This is a genomic window from Nostoc sp. LPT, assembly GCF_017115165.1.
Taxonomy (GTDB): Bacteria; Cyanobacteriota; Cyanobacteriia; order Cyanobacteriales; family Nostocaceae; genus Nostoc.
Map to the genome: position 1 here is coordinate 189,129 of NZ_JABXKF010000105.1, position 20,760 is coordinate 209,888.

Here is a 20,760-nt window from a genome sequence, read left to right on the forward strand (position 1 = left end):
TGAGCCTTCTTTACTTTTCTTCATATAGTTTGGTTTTATTGCACCGACTTACTTAGTAAATAATTCGTAATTTTTCTATAAATCTACAGATAGAACTGCGATCGCCCTAAATTTGTGACAATAATGACGGCAACCGTTATTTTTGAACAATAAAAATTATATGGGCTTTGGTATTGGTGATTTATTTTGGATTTTCCTCCTTCTAACTTCCTTGCAACCCCTTTGGCAAAAACGTCAAATAGAATATCGGCGCTTGCGTGCTTTACAAGAATTCCAGCAGGAACGCAAAAGTCGGGTAATTTTACTGATTCACCGCCAAGAGTCCATTAGCTTTTTGGGAATTCCCATATCTCGCTACATTACTATCGAAGACTCAGAACAAATATTGCGGGCAATTCGCCTCACACCCCCAGATGTGCCAATTGACTTAATTTTGCACACTCCTGGCGGTTTAGTTTTGGCTACTGAACAAATCGCCAGAGCGTTAATTCGCCACCAAGCAAAAGTCACAGTCTTTGTACCCCACTATGCCATGAGTGGCGGTACAATGCTTGCCCTCGCCTCTGATGAAATTATTATGGATGCTAACGCTGTCTTAGGGCCAGTTGATCCACAACTAGGCAATTACCCCGCAGCCAGTATCCTGAAAGTAGTTGAAGATAAACCCATCAGTGAGATTGATGACCAAACTCTAATTATGGCCGACCTATCACGCAAAGCAATTGGGCAGGTACAGCGGTTTGTACGAACTTTGCTAAAAGACAGTATACCCAAACAAAAAGTTCTGCCAGAAAATATCGAACCGATTATCGAAGCATTAACAACTGGGCGCGTCACCCACGACTATCCCATCACTATTGAAGAAGCAACAGAAATGGGGCTGCCCGTAACCGTCGGACTGCCCCATTCTATTTACAATCTCATGGATCTGTTCCCACAGCCACAAGGAGGACGACCCAGCGTGCAGTACATTCCTATGCCTTACAATGACCGCCGTCCAATTCTACCTACACCCAAAGGCAGACCCTTAGAAGAACCAAATCAGATGACTTGAGGGGCTTTGGGGTAGGAGTTTTTTGTGGCGACTAGGGTGTAGTTGTCGGTGTAGCTGTCGGTGTCTCTGTTGGTGTAGCTGTTGGTGTAGCTGTTGGTGTAGCTGTTGGTGTAGCTGTCGGTGTAGCTGTTGGTGTAGCTGTTGGTGTAGCTGTTGGTGTAGCTGTTGGTGTAGCCGTCGGTGTAGCTGTTGGTGTAGCTGTTGGTGTAGCCGTCGGTGTAGTTCTCGGTCTATCTGTTCTCGGTCTACCTGTTGGTGTAGCCGTTGGTTTAGGCGTTGGCTGACTGAAGAGTGTCTTTGCTTCTTCATTCAGCTTTTGGCGGAGTGCTAAATTCGCAATTCCAGTTTCTTGCAACTGATATTTCTTTTGATACTCCTTCACCACTTCTTCCGTGCGGGAACCATAAAAATGATCGCGCGGCAGGGGAGGATTTGGCTTCACCACTGCATTCAAATTTCTGTGCAGAATTTGAACGATGTTAGCAGCAAAATTTTGGGTTTTTGGCCCTGCGATGCCATCAACTGGTTTTAGCTTATAACCAGTCTGAAATTCTCGAATTGCCTTTTTAGTTTCCTGGTCTGTCAAAGCAGTATTTGTTACCTTGACGTTATAACCTAATCCCCGCAATACCTCACGGAATTGCTGGGGCGTATAACTTTTTTGAGGGGCTGCAAAACCTGTGTCTGTAATTACCAAACTAGCAGTCATCAGGCAAGTAACAGCAAAGGTTGCGCTTGATTTTCCAAACCCACACCACATACTTAAAAACTCCTTTGGGTTAAATCAGCAGGATCATAAACATTAACAGCTGCATTTTAAGTTTGTTTAATAACTTTTTTCACGATTATTTAATGAATTTTGAATAAATTGTGATTTTTTTTTGTTAAATTTAGCTAAGACTGTAGAAAATAATTTCTGTCATCCATCAAAAGAAGTATCTTGTATTAGCAAAGATACAGCGGTTATCATTTGAAGCGAATATACCCTTTTAACACTAAACTGCGGTAGAGAATCACATCTGTGCATTGGCATTAACTTAAGGTCAAAGGCAGTCTCTTTACCTGTGGCTGTGCTGCAATCAGGAGTATTTTCAGCCTATGGTTGGAAAAGAGGTTTTAAAGGAGTTTTGTTTTGGGCTAAAGTTGACACCCATGACAGATGTACACTTCTACTGGCGTCTACTCGACTGGAAATTGCTGTAATTGGTTAGAAAGGGCCAAAAATTAATAAATGAAAGAGTTTATGTTTTAAACACCTAAATAAGTATCATATATTACAGAAAATGAAAAATATAAAATCTTCTAAGCAGCGTAATCTTTGGTTTGAAAGATTTATGGCAATTGCTGCCGCAGTAAATTTAAGTTTAGTGTTGTTTGATTTAAGTTACGTACCTTGGCGAGATTTCTACTTGCGAAAACTTCCTCAAATTACTAAGATTTATGACCAAACCAAAGGTATTGAAAGTCATCGAGACACAAAAAGTTATTTAAAAACAGTAGACGCATTAGAAGAACAAGTTAGGCAAACAGGTTTACAGTCGCCTCAGGTAAATAGCAGGCTAATACAAATAAGTCGTCTTAGCAGCGAGATGATTGACAGTAACCCGTTTGCGGGAGCGAATAAGAGTGGGACTTTGGAGAAAATCAAACAAAGGATGCGATCGCACATCCGCAAAGAATCTGCAAAACAGTCCTTCGCTACTTTTTGGAGTCAGCCATATCTATCACAAAATGGCTGGCTTGAAGAAATGAATTTTTTTAACAAGAGCATCCGCCCTTTGATCGCCAGTAACTACTACCGCCAAATCGGGGAAAATGGGGATTTTATTGATAAATTCTGGATTATTGACTTACCCTTTGTGATTTTATTTGGCGTAGAATTGCTAGGGCGTACCTTTTTGCTCAGACGCCAACATCCTGGTTTTAGCTGGTTAGAAGCAGTATTGTGGCGTTGGTACGACTTATTTTTACTGATACCATTTTGGCGAGGGTTGCGAATCATACCTGTATTAATTCGCCTCGATCAAGCGCGGTTATTGAATCTGCATCCAGTACGAAAGCAAATTAATCAGGGAATTGTCGCCAATTTTGCCGAAGAACTCACAGAAATTGTGGTGGTGAGAGTGATTAATCAGGTTCAGGGTTCAATTCGGCGGGGTGAATTAACTAGCTGGCTCTCGCAAAAAGAAAATTTACGTCCCTACATAGATATTAATAATGTGAATGAAGTGGAAGCGATCGCAGGTCTTTTGGTAAAAACAATTGTCTACCGAGTGCTACCCGATATCCAACCTGCGATCGTTGCCATTCTGCGCCACAACATCGAAACCGTCTTCGATCAAGTCCCCGTCTACCGCAACCTCCAGAATCTTCCTGGCGTGGGACACGCCCAAACCCAGTTAAGCGAACAACTGGCAACTCAAATCACAACTAATCTTTACAAAACTTTAGTTAGCGCTGTTGAAGACCCTGTAGGAGCAAAACTCACCAGTCAATTAGTACAAAGCTTCAGTGACGCTTTGGGATCTGAAATAAAGGAAAAACACGTACTTTCAGAAATTCAGAGTTTACTTTTTGACTTCTTAGAGGAAATCAAACTCAACTACGTCCAGCGTTTATCCCAAGAAGACATAGACCAAATTATCGAGCAAACCCGGCAGTTAAGAACACAAGTATCAGTTCCCGTAGTAGTGGATAAAGGCGCTACTCTCCCAAAAATACGGCAAGGGTAGGGAGAGCAGAGGAGCAGGGGAGCAGGGGGAGCAGGGGGAGATGAGGGGGAATTATTGAATAAATCTCTCCCTTATCTCCCCTCTCTCCCTTATCTCCCCCCCTCTCCCTTATCTCTTCTCAATGCCCTGTTTGCCCAATGCACGACTATAAAAGAAATGCGCTAAACTCGAATTAGGCGAATCATAATTTGGTTCGTCACAAGACTTCTTGGAAGATATACCTATCGCAGGAAGTGGGTCGATGCCCACTTTTTTTATTGAATTCTCTCATGGTTCATCCTTTAGTTCCACAAATTATTGATTTGGCGACACCAGTAGCAGAAGAACTGGGATTGGAAGTGGTTGGCGTGGTTTTTCACACCAACCAAAGTCCACCAGTGTTGCGGGTAGACATTCGCAATCCTGAGCAAGACACTGGGTTGAACGATTGTGAGAAGATGAGCCGTGCTTTAGAAGCCTCCTTAGATACTGCGGAAATCGTTCCAGATACATACGTCTTGGAAGTGTCTAGTCCTGGTATTTCGCGGCAACTGGTAACAGACAGGGAGTTTATTTCCTTTAAAGGATTTCCTGTCATTATCTCCACTTCGCCACCCTACGACGGACAACAAGAGTGGATTGGTCAGTTGATTCGTCGGGATGAGACAGCACTTTACTTAAATCAAAAAGGTCGTGTAGTCGAAATTCCCCGCTCCCTAATTACCAAGGTGCAGTTAGAGGAGCGCCGATAAACAAAGGGCTATGGCTCAAGAGTTAGAGACTAGAGCACCTTAGCTCAAGGCTAAAGATTAGGAACTAAGGGCTAAAGGTTAGAGGCTAGGGGCTAGAGGTTAGAGATTAGTTTAAAGCTATTCTCTAATCCCTGGCTCTAGTGCGTAGTTTTCAGTCCCTAGTCCCCAGTCTCCACTCAGTAGAGACGCGATTAATCGCATCTCTCCCCACTCCCTAATTTTTAAAGGAGATTGCTTATGTCAATGGTTACTTTACCCGGATTAAAAGAATTAATTGAAAGTATAAGTCGCGAACGTAATTTACCCCGGCTTGCAGTTCAATCAGCTATTAGAGAAGCACTACTTAAAGGCTATGAACGTTATCGCCGCGCCCAAAATTTAGAGCGCAAACAGTTTGACGAAGATTATTTTGAAAATTTTGAAGTAGAACTCGATATTGAAGGAGAAGGATTTCGCGTTCTTTCCACCAAAACCATTGTTGAAGAAGTAGATAACACAGACCACCAAATTTCCCTAGATGAAGTTCAACAAGTCGCTCCCGAAGCGCAGTTAGGGGACTCTGTGGTGCTGGATGTTACCCCCGACCAAGGAGAATTTGGTCGGATGGCAGCGATGCAAACTAAGCAAGTATTGGCACAAAAATTACGGGATCAACAGCGCCAGATGGTGCAAGAAGAGTTCCAAGATTTAGAAGGAACTGTTCTCCAAGCAAGAGTCCTGCGGTTTGAACGGCAATCAGTGGTTCTAGCAGTTAGCAGCGGCTTTGGTCAGCCAGAAGTAGAAGCCGAATTACCGAAGCGGGAACAGTTGCCCAACGATAATTATCGAGCGAATGCCACCTTCAAGGTATATTTGAAAAAAGTCTCTCAAGGTCAGCAACGAGGGCCACAGTTGCTTGTGTCTCGTGCTGATGCTGGTTTGGTAGTTTATCTTTTCGCCAACGAAGTCCCAGAAATCGAAGATGAAGTTGTACGGATTGTTGCCGTAGCTAGGGAGGCAAACCCCCCTTCCCGTTATGTCGGCCCTCGGACTAAAATAGCAGTAGATACTCTAGATCGCGATGTAGACCCAGTAGGCGCTTGTATTGGAGCTAGGGGATCGCGAATTCAAGTGGTAGTCAACGAATTACGCGGTGAAAAAATAGATGTAATTCGCTGGTCGCCAGACCCAGCAACATACATTGCTAATGCCTTAAGTCCAGCACGGGTAGATGAAGTACGCCTGATGGACCCAGAATCGCGGCAAACTCACGTACTTGTAGCTGAAGATCAATTGAGTTTGGCTATTGGGAAAGAAGGACAAAACGTCCGTTTGGCAGCCCGTCTAACTGGTTGGAAAATAGACATTAAAGACAAAGCTAAGTATGACTATGCAGCAGAGGATACTAAATTTGCAGCCGTCAGAACAAAATATCAATCAGAGGAATCAGAAGAAGACGATCTGGAATATGAAGAAGAATTCGAGGATGAAAATCAGAACGAATTAGAAGAGGAAGATACTTTTGACAATAACGATGATGAATAATTGATTAATTTTGTAAAGTTTTGATAATGTAATATTGTAGTCTTAGTCTCAAGGATTATTTTCTCAAAAGCTACTTGGTATAAGTAAAAAATAGTAATAATAAACTTCTTTTTACTTCCATTATCCTGGACTGAGATCGCAAAGAACCGATGCAACCCAATTATCGGCGCTGTATTAGTTGCCGTAAAGTAGGCTCAAAAGATGAGTTTTGGCGGATTGTCCGCGTCTTTCCATCGGGAAAGGTACAATTGGATCAGGGCATGGGGCGTTCTGCCTATATTTGTCCAGAAACGAGTTGCTTACAAGCGGCTCAAAAAAAAAATCGACTAGGGCGATCGCTACATGCATCAGTGCCAGAAGCACTGTACCAAAGCTTGTCGCAACGTCTAGCCCGCACTAATACCCAAAACCAAATTTAGTTGGAACAACTTTGTGACGTAATCATTAAGAGGAATTGTGTCGAAAGCCGAAATCGCGCTTTCATCACACTCCCTGTTGAGCGTTAAGGTTAGTGCCAAAATAGTAAATGGGTGTAAAAGGCAGTCGGCTCTCCAATAACGAGGGGCGAGGCACCATTCCCAGAACAAGATGTAATCGATTGTGTTGTGGAAGACTCAGAATCAACAAAACAAGAAACTACAAAATGGCAACCTGGTAGCGCTCAGGCGCAGTTCGGCGTCAAGGGTTCCTATAAAAATCTTTTATTTAAGAAATTTTTATGGGTATCCCTCAACCATCATTCCTGGTGGGGATGCCATTATTAAACCGAAACATCTCTCTTTCCTGATTGGAGGCACCGGCAAAAACTGAACGGCAGTCTAAAAACAGTAATCCAAGGATGGAGATGTCGCACTCCCAGGCAACCATCCGCTAAAACTGTAAATTAAAGGGGAAGAGTGGATGAACAACGGCAAAGTTAGAATTTATGAATTATCAAAGGAATTGAATTTGGATAACAAAGAGCTACTAGCAATTTGCGACCAGCTCGATATTGCGGTCAAAAGCCATAGCAGCACGATTTCAGAATCCGAGGCAGAAAACATCCGGGCGGCAGCAGAAAAGCTTGCAGCTACGAATGTGTCAGCCAAAAAGGAACTAGGTACAACCAGCCATAAGCCAAATTCACCACCTAACGGCGGACGTAACCGACCTGCTGCACCCCACAAACAGCAAATTTTGGAAATACGCAAACCCAAAATATTGAGAAATACTACTCCCAACGCCCCAGAGGCGTCACTTGCTAACAATACCCAAGCTGCCTTGTCTGAAGCTAATCCTCCCTCTCCTCCACGGCCTTTCGCTACACCAGTCTCACCCCAAAAACCGGCAGCACCAACTCGACCTGTGCCCCGGACTCAATCTGAGACTCAAGAGCAACCTGTGATCGCTGACTTGGAACAAACGCCTAATCCAAATCCGGCACAGGAAAAAACAGCATCCCAAAAACCGGAAAAAATAGTTCCACCCAGACCAAAATCGGAAAAACCGATCAAACCACAACTAGTTGCTCCTCCAGCCAGACCTGCGGCAGAAGAAGCGCAGGTGGTAGATGAGCTGCCAGTATCTCAGGCAGATAAACCGATCCTTAAACGCGATCAACGGCAACGACCCGCAGAAGGCGATCGCGAGCAAATTAAGCCAAGAGTCGCTAAACTGCCAACAGACCAGTCTCCACCATCTGCACCACAAAGAACAAGTCGTCCCACCCCTTCACCCAGCAGACCAGAGCCGAGAGGCAATAGACCATCTGCACCATCACAACTGGGAGAGGGACAAAGACCCAGACCAGCACGTCCAGGTGAAGCAGTAGCAGCCGCAATGCCGATCGCTACTCCACCCAGACAGATGTCAGGAATAGCGGGCAAATCTCAAGGATTGGGTGATGAACCAGTCACACCGGATCTCCTCGATTTGAAACGCCCAAGTCCGCCTCGACCGACCAAAGGCGGCAAAAAGTGGGTAGAAGAGGAAATAATTGACGAGGTTAAAGAGAAGGCAAAAGCCGGCGTCAAAGGCAAGCGGATCAAACCCATACTTGATGATGAGTTTGAAGAAGATTTGCTCGATGATGACGATATCGACTCACCAGCCACAGTCCAAGTCAGCCTTTCTATCGCTCGTCCTCCCAAACCGAAAGCTACTCGACCTGTACAGGTACCAGGTGCAACCCTTGCTAGCGCCCCAACTGCAAGAGCCAGAAAGTCTGGTTCCAGGTCTGGTTCCAAGTCTGGTTCTGGGCGCGACCATCAGCAAAACCGTCGCCAAGAAGCCGAGACAAAGCGCGATCGCCCCGAAAAAGTGACGATCACAGGGCCTTTGACTGTGCAAGAACTAGCTGACGTTTTAGCTGTTCCCGATACAGAGATTGTCAAAATCCTGTTCCTTAAAGGCATGGCGGTGAGTATCACCCAAAATCTGGATATTCCCACAATTACCCTGGTAGGAAAAGAACTAGAAATAGAAGTCGAAACCGCCGAACGAGAAGCAGAAGCTCGGAAAATTACGGAAATGGTCGGCGCAGAAGACCTAGAATATCTCCACCGCCGTCCGCCAGTGGTAACAATTATGGGTCACGTTGACCACGGTAAAACAACCTTGCTCGACTCAATCCGCAAAACTAAGGTGGCTGCTGGCGAAGCTGGCGGGATCACTCAACACATCGGTGCATACCATGTAGATTTGGAACATGAGGGCAAACCTCAGCAGATAGTCTTCTTGGATACTCCTGGTCACGAAGCCTTTACAGCTATGCGGGCACGAGGAGCGCGGGTAACAGACATTGCCGTCTTAGTAGTGGCTGCTGATGATGGCGTTCGTCCCCAAACTATTGAAGCCATTAGTCACGCCCAAGCTGCGGGAGTGCCAATTGTTGTTGCAATCAACAAAATTGACAAAGAAGGGGCACAGCCAGAGCGGGTGAAACAAGAACTGACCCAGTATGGTCTGACATCAGAAGACTGGGGCGGTGAGACAATCATGGTTCCCGTGAGCGCCATCAGAGGTGAAAATCTGGATACGCTCTTAGAGATGATTCTCTTAGTAGCAGAGGTTGCAGAACTATCTGCCAACCCAGATCGTACCGCCAAAGGAACTGTCATTGAAGCACATTTGGATAAAGCTAAGGGAGCAGTTGCTACCCTGCTAATTCAGAATGGCACCCTGCATGTGGGAGATATCTTAGTAGCTGGCTCGGCCTTCGGTAAAGTCCGGGCAATGGTAGATGACAGAAGCAAGAGAGTAGACATTGCTTCTCCTTCCTTTGCTGTCGAGGTACTGGGTTTAAGTGATGTGCCAGCAGCCGGCGACGAGTTCGAGGTCTTCCAGAACGAGAAAGAAGCCAGAGCACTCGCTAGCGATCGCGCAGACAGACAACGCCTATCCCGCCTATTACAAGGACGTGTTACCCTCACAACCCTGTCGGCTCAAGCACAAGAAGGCGAGTTGAAAGAACTCAACTTGATCTTGAAGGGAGACGTACAAGGTTCGGTGGAAGCCATTGTGGGAGCGCTCAAGCAAATCCCGCAAAACGAAGTCCAAATTCGGATGTTGTTGGCTACGGCTGGGGAAATCACCGAGACAGATATCGACTTAGCAGCTGCCAGTAACGCTGTAATTATCGGCTTCAACACCACCTTTGCCAGTGGCGCTAGACAAGCCGCCGATGAAGCAGGTGTCGATGTCCGGGAATATAACGTAATCTACAAACTCCTAGAAGATATCCAAGATGCCTTGGAAGGTCTTTTGGAACCAGAGTTGGTGGAAGAACCCTTGGGTCAAACCGAAGTCCGTGCCGTCTTCCCAGTCGGTCGTGGTGCGGTTGCTGGCTGCTACGTTCAATCTGGCAAGCTAGTTCGCAACTGCAAAGTCAGGGTGCGACGTGGCGGTAAGGTGATCTTTGAAGGCGTCCTTGACTCCTTAAAACGGATGAAAGAAGATGCTCGTGAGGTCAACGCCGGTTATGAATGCGGTGTCGGCATGGATAAATTCAATGATTGGGTTGAAGGTGACATCATCGAATCCTATCAGATGGTTACAAAGCGCCGCACTCTCACCTTAACGAGATAGTGTTGAGGGTAAAATGGTTAGAAGTTAGGAGTAATAAATTAGGAGTTAGGAGTTAAAGGCTTCTGATTCTTAACTCCTAACTCTTAACTCACAACTTTTTATAATATGCATTCATTCCGCTCTGAACCTATTTTGTGGATTCACGTCGCTGGATTGGCGACGTTGCCTGTTTTTTTAGTACTCTGCTTATTGTTTTTGTCTGTAGGCGAACCATTTTTGCCAGTCTGGATGGAGCTATTCTTAGTTGCCGCCATTGGTGTTATGCCACTGCTATGGATGCAGTTGCGTCGCCCCTTTTATATATTTGCTCTTTTAGGAATAGCCCTAAAGCCAGAAAATCTGACTGAACGGCAGCGGAAAATTCTCTGTTTAATTAATACAAAATTAAATCGTATCCTGGCATTAGTTGCAGCAGTATTGTCGGTTTGGATACTGTGGTATCTTTACCAAATTGCCCCATTAGTAGCAAATTCAGCGAAATTTCTCCCACAATGGCGCAGTCTTGCATTAGTACTTGCGGGATTAGCCTTTTTGGGCGGCAATCTTTTTTTACAAATACCTGTGAGTGTAATGCGAGTTTTGGTGATTAATGAGACAGAATTCGCTGGTATCGAGCCATTATCTTTAGAAAAGATTAAGCAAGATTTCACCATTTTAGGAGTGCGGGTTAATCAAATCGTGCCCCGATTGTTGCAATCCTTGTTTAGGATAAATACAGATTCGTAGCAGCCTGTAAAGTATATTATTTCACTTTAAAGAGCTACAAATAAGTATTAGGGGAGGCAGGGTGCAGAGGAGAATAATTAATAACCAATGACGCCACTTGCTCCACTTGGGGAGACCCCAAGACCGCAGTGGCTCCCCAATGCCCCATTGCCAATACTAAGTTACCGTTGAAGTTAAAACAAAGGAATGAGAAACTATGGCTCAAATTCCAGCTTCTAGCGATCGCCAATTTTCTGTTAATACTGAAATTTGGTATAGCCTCAAATGTGCGATCTCCACTAGTTCCGGTTTTCAACGCTGGCAACTAGAACGCGATGCTCAATTAGAAGGAATTCGCTTGGAACATCAGGTACAACGGTATTTAAGGGAAACTTTAGAAACTTTAGCTTACTAAAGACCAAATAAATCTTGTAGGTTTGTTTGCAAGCGGCGGAGTTGACGGTATGCACCCTGCAAGCGATCGCCATCAACTTCCACTTCATTTGTGGGATAATTCTTAATAATTTCAATTAGCGACACTTGCCCGTCTTGATTCGCAGAAAGTACCAAAGCGGCTCGTAAAGCTTGGCGGTTTGCTCTTTGAGACGGTGTAGAAATAACTTGACTAATTTGATCCAAAATAATATTACCAATCTGGCTATTCAGCACTCTATCTAAAAATACAGGGCTTGCCTTCACAGGCTTTGTTAAATACTGACGAATGGCTTTGGGGTCTTGTCGCACCAAAGCTAAATTAACTCTTAGTGAACCTGAGAGTTCACCTGTTTGGGCAAAGGTGGATAGTTCCTCTACAGAAAGTGATTCACGGAAGATACCATACTTCAGAACTACTCGTTCTGCTGCAAAGGCAGGAGTGGACAAAAACAGAAGACAGATAATGCCTACTAAAATTAAGACGCGACGCAGCTCCAAAAAATTAAAACGCATTTCTCCCGATTTCCAATAGGTTTGCTTTTTCTGTGATGATATTCCAGCAGAATTAGTTGCAGCACCTAGCTTTAGGGAATACTAAAAATCGCCTCATCCCCATAGTGCCCCTAAGAAAATTTTCTGAATAACACAATATAACTAATGTATAAGTTCTGTGACCTATCTAGGGAATTTAGCTGAATCAGTGCTAATCATCCAGTATAGTTTTGCATGGGTTTTAGAGCAGTTACAACGCTGTTATCTTTAACCTTGTTTGACATACCGTAATTCAGCACATCACAGACTCAAAAAATGAAATATTGGGGTTCTCACATTACTCTTGCGAAAAATTTTCGCCTTCTTTCCAGCAGTCATCTCAGATATACTTTGCGCGTAGGAGCCGGGCTAACGGCAATCCTTGTTGTTTCTAGTGGGTCAATATTACTACCTAATGAGGTTAATGCTGATACCACTCATCCAGAAAATATCGCCCCAACTCATACAGCGCAAGCTCCTGCAACTGCCACAGCGATTTATGTTAATCCAGCAACTGGTGCAGATAGGGCTGGTGCTGGTGCAACCTCGGCAGCACCCTACAAAAGCATCAGTTTCGCTCTCAGTCAAGCCCAAGCAGGTGCAGTGATTCAATTAGCACCTGGTACCTATAACCAGGAAAGTGGTGAAACCTTCCCGCTTTTACTTAAACCAGGGGTGACGCTGCGGGGTGATGAAGCTAGTAAAGGTCAGGCGATATTGATTACAGGTGGAGGCTTCTATACGAGTCGCACCTTTGCCAGACAGGACATTACCATCCTTGCCGAGCAAGATACCACGATCGCTGGTGTCACCGTCACCAACCCAAATAGCCGGGGTACAGCTGTGTGGGTAGAGTCAACTAATCCAATTATCAAAAACAGTACTTTTACTAACAGTGTCAGAGAGGGTGTTTTTGTCACGGGTACAGGTAATCCCAAAATTGAAAGTAACCTTTTTGTGCAAAACAAAGGCAATGGGATTTCAGTTGCTAGAGCTGCTCAAGGAGAAATTCGGAGTAACTTATTTCAGGATACTGGTTTTGGGCTTGCGATCGGTGGGACTTCTACACCTCTAGTTGTAGAAAACCAAATTATCGAAAACCAAGACGGTCTTTTTATCTCAGAGTCAGCCAAGCCCGTATTGCGTAAAAATTTCATTCAAAACAATAAACGGGATGGAGTAGTAGCAACTGTCAACGCTTCACCCGACCTTGGCACCAACGAAAATCCTGGTGGCAATCTGATCCGCAATAACACTCGTTATGATGTGAACAACGCCACTAAAACCAGTAAAATTGTCGCTGTTGGCAACGATATCGATCAGAAAAAGATTTTTGGCTCAGTAGATTTTGTTGCTGCAACTGTTGACGTACCCCCTGGAGGCCCTGTTGCCTTTAAAGATGTACCAGCAAGTTACTGGGCAAAAACCTACATCGAAGCTTTAGCCTCCCAAAATATTATTGCGGGCTTTCCTGATGGCAGCTTTAAACCCAATGAACCTGTAACCCGCGCTCAATTTGCCACTATTGTCACTAAAGCCCTAAAGCCACCAACTAAACGCGCAGCCATTCAGTTTAAGGATGTAGCAAGCAATTTCTGGGCTTACGCTGCCATTCAATCTGCTTACCAGAGTCAATTTGTTTCTGGCTATCCCGATGGCACTTTTAAGCCACAGCAGCAAATTCCTAGAGTGCAGGCGTTAGTCTCTTTAGCTAATGGTTTGGGCTTAACAGCAAATAATCAAAATGTCGTTTCCTTTTACACCGATGCTGCTCAGATTCCTAATTATGCGATCGCACCAGTTGCCGCCGCAACTACACGGCAACTAGTAATCAACTATCCCACAGCCAAGCAACTCAATCCTAATCGTGAAGCGACTAGAGCCGAAGTTGCTGCCTTTGTTTACCAGGCACTCGTTAATGCTGGACGTGCCCAACCAATTCCTTCATCTTATTTGGTAACAGTTCAGTAAATGTCTAGTTAGCAAATTGGAAGCGCCAGACTAAAAAATTATCAGTCTGGCGCTTCCAATTTAGTGGTTTTTTAATTTTAGGGTTTTTTAATCATAAAATTTGGGGTCTTTAAATATAGCTGACCCCATTTGAATGTGATTGGGTTTATGGTCAAGGTCTTTATATTAGCTGACCCCGTTTCAACGATTTCTATTTTCTCAGAAATTTTTGCTTTTTGGGATTTCCTAATAATTTTTTTATTTTTTCTTTCTAAATATTTTAATCTTCATAAAAGCATGAGTAAATTTGAAGAAAAGATATATTAAAAGAAAGTGGTCAAAAATTAACTAGCTAAAATTTCTCCCTTCAGGAATTAGGATTTTTACCCGAGTTGGGGCGTTGTTGCCGACGCTGTTCCCACCGCCACAGGAAAACCATTAAAGCAACGATTCCTATTTGGAGAGCTAAACTAGGCAAAGCACTCTCAACATTGCGTCCGGCAAGGACTTGGAAGAAAAAGACGAATGCACCGAGTGAGCCAGAAGCACCGAAAGCAATGTAGAAAAATTGTCGGAAGCCGCGATAAGGAGCGGCTATTTCTGCTTTCAGGCTGGCATACTGTTCAGGGTTAAGGCGATTTTTAGGATTTTGATCCGCCATGATTAAATCATGTTATACTCTTAGATTGTGTACGCCGATGTGGCTCAGTGGTAGAGCAGCTGATTCGTAATCAGCAGGCCGTGGGTTCAAATCCCATCATCGGCTTTGATGAAAGTATTCCTCAATCTTAGAGTCTGACATAAATCAATGTACAGTGACTAATTATTTGTCGTCGGTAACAGATTAAGAACCTTGGTTATTTGATGAGTCTCTTCCCGAAGAAAAGATGAAGCGACTAATGTTATTAACCACGCGATCGCCTGAACAACCTTTACAATTGGCAGAGTTTGACAAGCAAGTAGCGCTAGAAGCTTCTTTGTCAAGGGCAGACTGTAATTCCTTTTTGGTGCGATGCCTGCGGCGGTCTACGCCAACGCATTCATCAACAATTAAGAGACAATCTCAAAAACTTTAGTAGCTAATTTAAGCGATCGCAACTGGTGAACTAATTGATGTACCATTCATCTTTAGCTCTACGCTTTTATGATGTGCGATCGCTCAACTCCTCTGCTCACAAAATCCCGATGAATCCGCCAACACTGGCAGCGCATTTGTAATAATTTTGACTTACTCTACAGCATCCCTGAAACTATTCCTAAACTGTCTTGAGGCTATTACTGGTATGTGATAACTAACCCCTAATTGGTGAAAAGATGGCTCGAAAACCCCGTGACCTCAAGCCCAACTACTCCAACCACATCACTACTACAACGCGGCGTAAATAGGGCAACCCTATGGCGCTCTGCCACGCCTTACGGCTATCGGGTTCACTATTTAAAATCCCTAAAAACCTCATTACATAATACTTTTGACTTTTGACTTTTGACTTTTGACTTCCGCGCTGCGGTACTACCCGTTGCAATAATAGGGAATTTCGCCTGACACGCTTGGAATGTCGTGAAGTCTTCCTTTATGCCATTAAAAAAGCGCACCAGAAGTATGGATTTAAACTTTATGCTTTGTGCATCTCGGATTTATGAAATGCTGATTACTGTGTAGAAAAAAGGGCTGTGATAAATGTTTACAAAAACCTGAATGCTTTATATGTTACAGTTTACAAGTCTCTGCGCGAGAGAAGAGATTCGCTCCATATCCCAAGTCCTATATAAATTTTCATAACCACGATCTGTATAAATTAGACAAGGTAATATCCCAGGTAATACAGGTAATGATGATGAATCTACGCGCTCACTAAAAGTACAAGCATGCCAAGAAGAAAAATTCGCAATGCGCGAACTGTCTAAACTCTGGGAAAAAATTTCACGGTGAATGCTAATACCAAACTGATTATTACTGTTTTGAAGCCAAAGCCGATCAATTTCCTTGAGAGTTTCACAGGGAATATTTTCTAACAAATCGTCCCAATCTTTGTAGTTTTGTTTAACGATGATTTGGTAAAAAATCCAAGCAGTTTCCTCATCTGCATCTTTCCACTGTTTTTGCTGAAGATAATTTTCCAATGCTTCACATAGTCTATCTGCTACCAATTCATCAGTACATTTTCTCAATTCGGATTTAAAAGCACTATCAGCTTCGCGGTTAAATTGAACTGCCAACATCTGAGAAAAGCCTTGCCTGAATCGTTCAGGATTTTTTTTATTGGCGAATTTCAATCGAAAAATCTCTTGCCATTTTTCTTCGCTTTCGTTCTCTGGATTACTCCATAACTGACGTAATATTTCATGAGCCTTTTGGTAGAGAGAATAGACTTCTGACGCTTCAGGGAGGTGGATATTGGGGATGATGTGAGGTACAAGACGGGAAACTCGATAAAGTCGATTTGATTCTTCTGGTTCGGGGCTTACTTCTATAAGCCCTAATTCAATCGCTCGTTTTAACTGTTCTTTGTAGCCAGAGATAGGTTCAAAAACTGCTACTAATTCTAATGCTAGCATGGGGACGGGAATTTGAAATACCAAACATCGACTGAGTATTCGCTCAATATCTTGGTCAAGTTGCTTGTATAACTCTTCCCAAATTATTCTTCCCTTCCATTTAGTAGGATTAGCTTCAAGTTGAGTGAGTTTTGTTTCTGCGTCTTCTCCTAAAAACACCTCATCATTTAACCATTCCAACAAACGAGGATTGCCATCAGCTAATGTTTTGGCTCGCTCAATTAAATTTAGAGAAATTTCCTTGGAATTAAAAGCTTTTAATCGACTCAGTTTTTTCTGTAAATCCGATTTGCGGAAGGATTCTAGACACTGTTTGTAGAATGATTCATTCAGGTCTGATTCAAAGTCATAACGACAGGTAATAATAATACGGTGGTCGGCATTATTCTCTTTAATTGCCCACACTAATGACTTCAATATTTCGGCTACTTGAGTTTTGAGAATATACCTTCCTTGACGATGTTCTAAATTCCACTCAAAGTCATCAAATACCAGCAAAAAGGGTTTATTTCCAGGTTGGTTCAACTCCCTGAATACATCTCGCAATCGATATTTGAGTTCCTCTTTGCCTTCTTTGACTGCTGTCCGTAGTTCTGCATTCCTCAGTTTATCTGCTAGCTTACTCACAAAACAAGATTCAGAAATTTGCTACGACCAAACGATTGTTTCATGTTCAGATAAGCGATCGCACAATCTGGCAGCAATAGTACTTTTTCCTAATCCTCCCATGCCATGAATTAAAACCCCAATCTTTTCTGAATAGGGCTTGAGTGCCCGCAGACAGTTTTGTAACTGGCGACGACGACCAACAAAAGTCTCACGGGTGGCAACTCTAAGTTTCTTCTCTGGATCTAAAAACTCTTGAGCAACAGAAGCACGAGGTACGGGTTTACGTCCGCGCTCGACCAAGGCACCCGGCAGGGTTTCTGCCACATACAAGCGCAACAAATGCCAATCTCGTGCTTGATTGTTTAGCAGTACTTGATAGGTGATTGCCACTGCTTTTGTTAGCTCTGTTCCGGCTGATAATTCTTTGTACAAGGCAGCAGCAGTTGCGGTTGCATCAGTATCCAACACTTGCTGACCCCAACCGAGAACAGCAGTTGCACCTTCCTTTATTAATGCCTCTGCCATTGATGGTACTGCACCTGCGTCCCTTGAGTATCCAGTATTACAACCGGAAAGGAAAATTAGCTCAGGCTGTTGGAATTGCAGTTCTGTAGCGATGTCTTCTGCACTGCTATATTCTGCTTCTCCCAATTCCGTCTCAGTGAGAAAACATGGTTTTTCATCCCGAAACGTAGCATGACCTGTCAGGTGGATAACATCAAAGTAATCCTTTTTGTAATATTCCACCAAAGAACCTAACTCAGTTAGGCAACCACTTTCTTCCACTATCAAAGATAAGGGTTCGCGCTTCGTTGCTGACAAAACTTGGGCTTCTTCTGCCTCAAAATCCAGTTCAGGTTCGATTCCCAATGGGGAAGTTGCCATAAAAAGAACATTTAATGCTCGATTTGCTGGTTGATGTTCCAAAGTTAGTTGTTTGGAATTATCATCCTTTACCCACCGAATGGGAATAATGGCAGGTCGCCGTTCCACCAAAAAACTTTTATCATCATGCAGTATTTCCCACGGTAAATGGGCGAGTTTTTCTGTCGCCGCAATGGCTAGAACTATACCTTCACGCCAATGCTTGTCAATTTCACGTTGGAGATTGCGATCGCTCCCGTCTAACCAGTTATAAAGTGCCTGCCCAGTTTTAGCATAGTCTTCAGGTAGCCTGGTGTAATAGTCTGTTTCTGCCTTTTGAATCAACTCAGTGATTTCTGCCAGGGGTAGCTGACGGGGCTGACAATCATTGGGGTTATCCCAGAAGAAACAGAACTCGGCGTACTGATCCCCAACGGGTTTGAGGTCAAGGTGAAGAATCTTCATTGCTACTTGTAGTTTTCCAGAATCTCTTTGATTTGCTCTAATGTTGCGTCTTTAAGCAGTAATCGACGGTTGTCATCTGTAACAATCAAAACTTTCTCAATCCTGGCACCAGTTGGGTCGTGTAAAGACTTCTGGTTTTTCTCCTTCCACTTGTGAATGCTCTCTGCAATGGTCAATGTTCCACTCACAATTCCCACAATCGTAGCTATAGTGGCTAGGGTTCCTTCCCGTTCGACTTCTTTAATGGTTTGATAGTTTCCTTCTATTCCTTCAATTGCTAAGAGTTCTTCTGTAGCTTTTACTGCATCTCGTCCTTGGATTTCAATTTTCATATTGCCAAATCTTTAAATAAAAACTTCGGAAAGAGAATTCAGTTAAATGGCGCTTATATTTGTACTGGAAGTATTTTTAACCAAACTTTTTAGCTCTATCATTTGAGCTTCCAATGCTGCCACTCTCTGGCTCAATGAAATTTCTTCGCTGACATCCAGATACTGAGCCAACGCATTTAATATCACTTCAGTTTTGGTTAAGTGAGTCTTGGCAATATAGCTTTCCAACTGCTGATAAAGATTAGCTGGTATTCGGATTCCAATAGAAATATTAGACACGAGTAGAGGATGTTAGAAGCTGTTTAACAAAATAGCACAAGGTTTACACCCTACCTTGGTATATATCTAAAATTTTTACATTCCTTGGGAATGCACCATCTGTGTGCAAATATCTCAAGGATGTACAGCAGTAAATTACAAGCCCACATAACCAAAGTTTCCCAACAGATAGGCAGAAATTAGACAGTCGCTACTCGCGCTTATTTAATAAATTACGAATTACTGTGGTGTAATTGTCCGGTCATTCTGAGCTTGTTTAATCGCTCGTTTCAAGATTAACACCGCCATTTGAGACAAAGAACGCTCCTCTGCATCAGCCAATTGTTGCAGGGCTTCTTTGTCTTCTTCTTCCATATAAATAGTTACAGTTACTTTTGCCATGTCATCATCATAAGCAATTTTGATTTTTTTATGTTAAACGCATTAAAACACACTAATTAACATAAAATTACTTTATTTTAGCGTATAATTACTTGTAAGTCAAAAGCCAGCCATCAACTTTCTCAGGGCGGATGCTGGCTTTTGGCCCCCATATCACAGGAGACATATACAATGTTAAAGCCTGTTAGCTACAAAACAGATCAACACAAAGCTTATCAACAAGCTTTAGATGATTTCAGCATCACAGAATTACTAGCAAAGCTCAACAACTACTCTGATGCTGACTTTGATAGCACTTGGATGCAACTCCAGCAGCAAGAAATAGAAAGTCTAGCTGCAATTCTGATATCTGGGTTAACTCAGAGTATCAATGGTAAGTTGATTGCTGCTTATCTCAATCTCATCCGGCACAGTCACCAAGATATAGTCTCAGGTTTGATTAACCTGAAATACCCAGACGCATCTATTGAGCTTCCTGCTAACTTTCCTGATGTAGCAAAGACACCCAGATTTTTATATGGCGATCGCTTGCGTTGGATCTCTACCCAAAGCGATACTGACTGGGGCATTGTCATTGGTCGATTTTATAGCTTTACTGGCGATCGCTGCTGCTGGAGTTGGTGTTACCTGATTTGGTTGAGCAAAGACAGTCCCAGTGCGGCTTGGACATCTGCCGATATTGCTTGGGAAGAGGATTTAGAACCCATTAGCGAGGATATATACTGATGAATCCTCATCCACTCAAGCAGCGAGAGCAAGATTTGATCCAACTCTACAGTTACTGTCAATTGGGCATGACTCCCAAGCAGTTTTACTCCAAATGGCAGGTGAACTACGAAGAAATTGCTCAGATTTGCTCTCGTTCCCTTTCTACCGTTCGGCGCTGGTTTGCTAGAGGTAAAAACTACCGCCGTCCTATGCCTACCGATTTACGCCACCTTGCACTGATGAACTTTTTGCTGGAACACTTTGAAGATATCCCCGAAGAAGTGTTGCAGAAGCTTTGTTTTCCAGACAAGAGTGAGTAGAAACTGCATCTAATTTCAATATCATTCTGATATTTCTTGCCAGCCACCGTCACAGTAGGCTGGCTTTTGTCTTGGAAATTACAGATTTTACGAGGAGAATTCGATGACTTATCTCGAAAAGCTCAATCCTTGGTGTATAATCCGGCTTCTACCTAATATGCAGAACCAAGTTGTAGCTCGTTTTCGTCGCCGTAGTGATGCGGAAGCTCATCTACAAGTTTTACGCCGACTCATCCCAAACGTGAGCTTTACATTGATTTTCAATGTGGTTTTAGAGCAACAAGATTTGACTGCTTTAAAGTAATAAGCTGTTGTGCTTTTACAGTAGTTTTCATTTGCATGAAGTACAAAGTTACGGGTTTTGAGGCAGTTCTTGCTGGAGGCAGTCCCCATGAACTTCGTACATCACCAAGCATGAAAATAGGCTCTTAGCAGGGAGCAAGGGGCTAGGAACTAATATTTTTACTCAGCACTCAGCACTCAGCACTCAGCACTCAGCACTCAGCACTCAGCACTCAG

21 protein-coding genes and 1 tRNA gene are annotated in these 20,760 nt (G+C 43.4%); 14 read left to right on the plus strand and 8 right to left on the minus strand.

What is annotated here, in order from left to right:
* Positions 1-160: 160 nt before the first annotated feature.
* Positions 161-1,054 carry a hypothetical protein gene (locus HWQ58_RS20610; protein WP_292866660.1) on the plus strand — a complete coding sequence of 298 codons (894 nt, stop codon included), beginning with the start codon at positions 161-163 and terminating at the stop codon, positions 1,052-1,054.
* Positions 1,055-1,085: 31 nt separating this feature from the next.
* On the opposite strand, the gene HWQ58_RS20615 is transcribed toward HWQ58_RS20610, so the two are convergent.
* Complete coding sequence (locus HWQ58_RS20615) at positions 1,086-1,814, minus strand: peptidoglycan-binding protein (protein ID WP_292866605.1); 729 nt, start codon at positions 1,812-1,814, stop codon at positions 1,086-1,088.
* Positions 1,815-2,337: 523 nt separating this feature from the next.
* On the opposite strand from HWQ58_RS20615, the gene HWQ58_RS20620 reads away from it, so the two are divergent.
* The 7 genes from HWQ58_RS20620 (at position 2,338) to HWQ58_RS20650 (ending at position 11,226) form a co-directional block, all read left to right on the plus strand.
* Positions 2,338-3,786, plus strand: coding sequence for a hypothetical protein (locus tag HWQ58_RS20620; RefSeq protein WP_292866607.1), 1,449 nt, complete (start codon positions 2,338-2,340; stop codon positions 3,784-3,786).
* A 269-nt stretch (positions 3,787-4,055) separates the two neighbouring features.
* Complete coding sequence (gene rimP, locus HWQ58_RS20625) at positions 4,056-4,517, plus strand: ribosome maturation factor RimP (RefSeq protein WP_292866609.1); 462 nt, start codon at positions 4,056-4,058, stop codon at positions 4,515-4,517.
* A gap of 237 nt (positions 4,518-4,754) precedes the next feature.
* Entirely contained in the window at positions 4,755-6,041 is a 1,287-nt protein-coding gene (nusA, locus tag HWQ58_RS20630; protein WP_292866611.1) for a transcription termination factor NusA, read from the plus strand.
* A 149-nt stretch (positions 6,042-6,190) separates the two neighbouring features.
* On the plus strand, positions 6,191-6,460 hold the full coding sequence (locus tag HWQ58_RS20635; protein ID WP_292866613.1) for a YlxR family protein: 270 nt from the start codon (positions 6,191-6,193) through the stop codon (positions 6,458-6,460).
* Positions 6,461-6,941: 481 nt separating this feature from the next.
* Positions 6,942-10,106 (plus strand): translation initiation factor IF-2, encoded by a 3,165-nt coding sequence (gene infB, locus HWQ58_RS20640; RefSeq protein ID WP_292866615.1) that lies wholly within the window; start codon positions 6,942-6,944, stop codon positions 10,104-10,106.
* Between the two features lie 105 nt (positions 10,107-10,211).
* Complete coding sequence (locus HWQ58_RS20645; protein ID WP_292866617.1) at positions 10,212-10,832, plus strand: low-complexity tail membrane protein; 621 nt, start codon at positions 10,212-10,214, stop codon at positions 10,830-10,832.
* A gap of 196 nt (positions 10,833-11,028) precedes the next feature.
* Positions 11,029-11,226: a hypothetical protein gene (locus tag HWQ58_RS20650; RefSeq protein ID WP_292785942.1), complete on the plus strand. Its 198-nt coding sequence runs from the start codon at positions 11,029-11,031 to the stop codon at positions 11,224-11,226.
* On the opposite strand, the gene HWQ58_RS20655 is transcribed toward HWQ58_RS20650, so the two are convergent.
* The gene (locus HWQ58_RS20655) at positions 11,223-11,759 is read right to left on the minus strand and encodes an alpha/beta hydrolase (protein ID WP_292866619.1); all 537 of its coding nucleotides are present in this window, start codon (positions 11,757-11,759) and stop codon (positions 11,223-11,225) included. The genes HWQ58_RS20650 and HWQ58_RS20655 overlap by 4 nt on opposite strands.
* Before the next feature lie 294 nt (positions 11,760-12,053).
* Here HWQ58_RS20655 and HWQ58_RS20660 point away from each other — a divergent pair, with 294 nt between their 5' ends.
* Positions 12,054-13,748: a DUF1565 domain-containing protein gene (locus HWQ58_RS20660; protein WP_292866621.1), complete on the plus strand. Its 1,695-nt coding sequence runs from the start codon at positions 12,054-12,056 to the stop codon at positions 13,746-13,748.
* Positions 13,749-14,094: 346 nt separating this feature from the next.
* Here the strand turns inward: HWQ58_RS20660 and HWQ58_RS20665 are convergent, their stop codons facing one another.
* Positions 14,095-14,388, minus strand: a complete 294-nt coding sequence (locus HWQ58_RS20665; RefSeq protein WP_292866623.1) for a DUF3493 domain-containing protein — start codon at positions 14,386-14,388, stop codon at positions 14,095-14,097.
* A 33-nt stretch (positions 14,389-14,421) separates the two neighbouring features.
* Here HWQ58_RS20665 and HWQ58_RS20670 point away from each other — a divergent pair.
* Both HWQ58_RS20670 and HWQ58_RS20675 read left to right on the plus strand, forming a co-directional pair.
* Positions 14,422-14,493, plus strand: a tRNA-Thr gene (locus HWQ58_RS20670).
* Between the two features lie 121 nt (positions 14,494-14,614).
* Positions 14,615-14,803: a hypothetical protein gene (locus HWQ58_RS20675; protein WP_292866625.1), complete on the plus strand. Its 189-nt coding sequence runs from the start codon at positions 14,615-14,617 to the stop codon at positions 14,801-14,803.
* 625 nt (positions 14,804-15,428) lie between these two features.
* On the opposite strand, the gene HWQ58_RS20680 is transcribed toward HWQ58_RS20675, so the two are convergent.
* From HWQ58_RS20680 to HWQ58_RS20700, 5 genes are all read right to left on the minus strand, one after another.
* A complete protein-coding gene (locus HWQ58_RS20680) occupies positions 15,429-16,910 on the minus strand; it encodes a GUN4 domain-containing protein (protein ID WP_292866627.1) in 1,482 nt (493 codons plus the stop codon).
* A gap of 21 nt (positions 16,911-16,931) precedes the next feature.
* The gene (locus HWQ58_RS20685; RefSeq protein ID WP_292866629.1) at positions 16,932-18,221 is read right to left on the minus strand and encodes a CHAT domain-containing protein; all 1,290 of its coding nucleotides are present in this window, start codon (positions 18,219-18,221) and stop codon (positions 16,932-16,934) included.
* A 2-nt stretch (positions 18,222-18,223) separates the two neighbouring features.
* Entirely contained in the window at positions 18,224-18,553 is a 330-nt protein-coding gene (locus tag HWQ58_RS20690; RefSeq protein WP_292866631.1) for a hypothetical protein, read from the minus strand.
* A 42-nt stretch (positions 18,554-18,595) separates the two neighbouring features.
* Positions 18,596-18,832: a DNA-binding domain-containing protein gene (locus HWQ58_RS20695; RefSeq protein WP_292866633.1), complete on the minus strand. Its 237-nt coding sequence runs from the start codon at positions 18,830-18,832 to the stop codon at positions 18,596-18,598.
* 219 nt (positions 18,833-19,051) lie between these two features.
* Positions 19,052-19,213: a ribbon-helix-helix protein, CopG family gene (locus tag HWQ58_RS20700; RefSeq protein ID WP_292866635.1), complete on the minus strand. Its 162-nt coding sequence runs from the start codon at positions 19,211-19,213 to the stop codon at positions 19,052-19,054.
* 171 nt (positions 19,214-19,384) lie between these two features.
* Here HWQ58_RS20700 and HWQ58_RS20705 point away from each other — a divergent pair, with 171 nt between their 5' ends.
* The 3 genes from HWQ58_RS20705 (at position 19,385) to HWQ58_RS20715 (ending at position 20,545) form a co-directional block, all read left to right on the plus strand.
* Positions 19,385-19,939, plus strand: a complete 555-nt coding sequence (locus HWQ58_RS20705) for a hypothetical protein (protein WP_292866636.1) — start codon at positions 19,385-19,387, stop codon at positions 19,937-19,939.
* Positions 19,939-20,241 carry a helix-turn-helix domain-containing protein gene (locus HWQ58_RS20710; RefSeq protein ID WP_292866638.1) on the plus strand — a complete coding sequence of 101 codons (303 nt, stop codon included), beginning with the start codon at positions 19,939-19,941 and terminating at the stop codon, positions 20,239-20,241. Before HWQ58_RS20705 ends, HWQ58_RS20710 begins: the two co-directional genes overlap by 1 nt.
* Before the next feature lie 103 nt (positions 20,242-20,344).
* On the plus strand, positions 20,345-20,545 hold the full coding sequence (locus HWQ58_RS20715) for a hypothetical protein (protein ID WP_292866640.1): 201 nt from the start codon (positions 20,345-20,347) through the stop codon (positions 20,543-20,545).
* Positions 20,546-20,760 lie beyond the last annotated feature (215 nt).

Coding starts and splice junctions, on each gene's coding strand:
- HWQ58_RS20610 (WP_292866660.1), top strand. CDS start 161: ATGGGCTTTGGTATTGGTGATTTATTTTGGATTTTCCTCCTTCTAACT.
- HWQ58_RS20615 (WP_292866605.1), bottom strand. CDS start 1,814: ATGTGGTGTGGGTTTGGAAAATCAAGCGCAACCTTTGCTGTTACTTGC.
- HWQ58_RS20620 (WP_292866607.1), top strand. CDS start 2,338: ATGAAAAATATAAAATCTTCTAAGCAGCGTAATCTTTGGTTTGAAAGA.
- rimP (WP_292866609.1), top strand. CDS start 4,056: ATGGTTCATCCTTTAGTTCCACAAATTATTGATTTGGCGACACCAGTA.
- nusA (WP_292866611.1), top strand. CDS start 4,755: ATGTCAATGGTTACTTTACCCGGATTAAAAGAATTAATTGAAAGTATA.
- HWQ58_RS20635 (WP_292866613.1), top strand. CDS start 6,191: ATGCAACCCAATTATCGGCGCTGTATTAGTTGCCGTAAAGTAGGCTCA.
- infB (WP_292866615.1), top strand. CDS start 6,942: ATGAACAACGGCAAAGTTAGAATTTATGAATTATCAAAGGAATTGAAT.
- HWQ58_RS20645 (WP_292866617.1), top strand. CDS start 10,212: ATGCATTCATTCCGCTCTGAACCTATTTTGTGGATTCACGTCGCTGGA.
- HWQ58_RS20650 (WP_292785942.1), top strand. CDS start 11,029: ATGGCTCAAATTCCAGCTTCTAGCGATCGCCAATTTTCTGTTAATACT.
- HWQ58_RS20655 (WP_292866619.1), bottom strand. CDS start 11,759: ATGCGTTTTAATTTTTTGGAGCTGCGTCGCGTCTTAATTTTAGTAGGC.
- HWQ58_RS20660 (WP_292866621.1), top strand. CDS start 12,054: ATGAAATATTGGGGTTCTCACATTACTCTTGCGAAAAATTTTCGCCTT.
- HWQ58_RS20665 (WP_292866623.1), bottom strand. CDS start 14,388: ATGGCGGATCAAAATCCTAAAAATCGCCTTAACCCTGAACAGTATGCC.
- HWQ58_RS20675 (WP_292866625.1), top strand. CDS start 14,615: ATGAAGCGACTAATGTTATTAACCACGCGATCGCCTGAACAACCTTTA.
- HWQ58_RS20685 (WP_292866629.1), bottom strand. CDS start 18,221: ATGAAGATTCTTCACCTTGACCTCAAACCCGTTGGGGATCAGTACGCC.
- HWQ58_RS20690 (WP_292866631.1), bottom strand. CDS start 18,553: ATGAAAATTGAAATCCAAGGACGAGATGCAGTAAAAGCTACAGAAGAA.
- HWQ58_RS20700 (WP_292866635.1), bottom strand. CDS start 19,213: ATGGCAAAAGTAACTGTAACTATTTATATGGAAGAAGAAGACAAAGAA.
- HWQ58_RS20705 (WP_292866636.1), top strand. CDS start 19,385: ATGTTAAAGCCTGTTAGCTACAAAACAGATCAACACAAAGCTTATCAA.
- HWQ58_RS20710 (WP_292866638.1), top strand. CDS start 19,939: ATGAATCCTCATCCACTCAAGCAGCGAGAGCAAGATTTGATCCAACTC.
- HWQ58_RS20715 (WP_292866640.1), top strand. CDS start 20,345: ATGACTTATCTCGAAAAGCTCAATCCTTGGTGTATAATCCGGCTTCTA.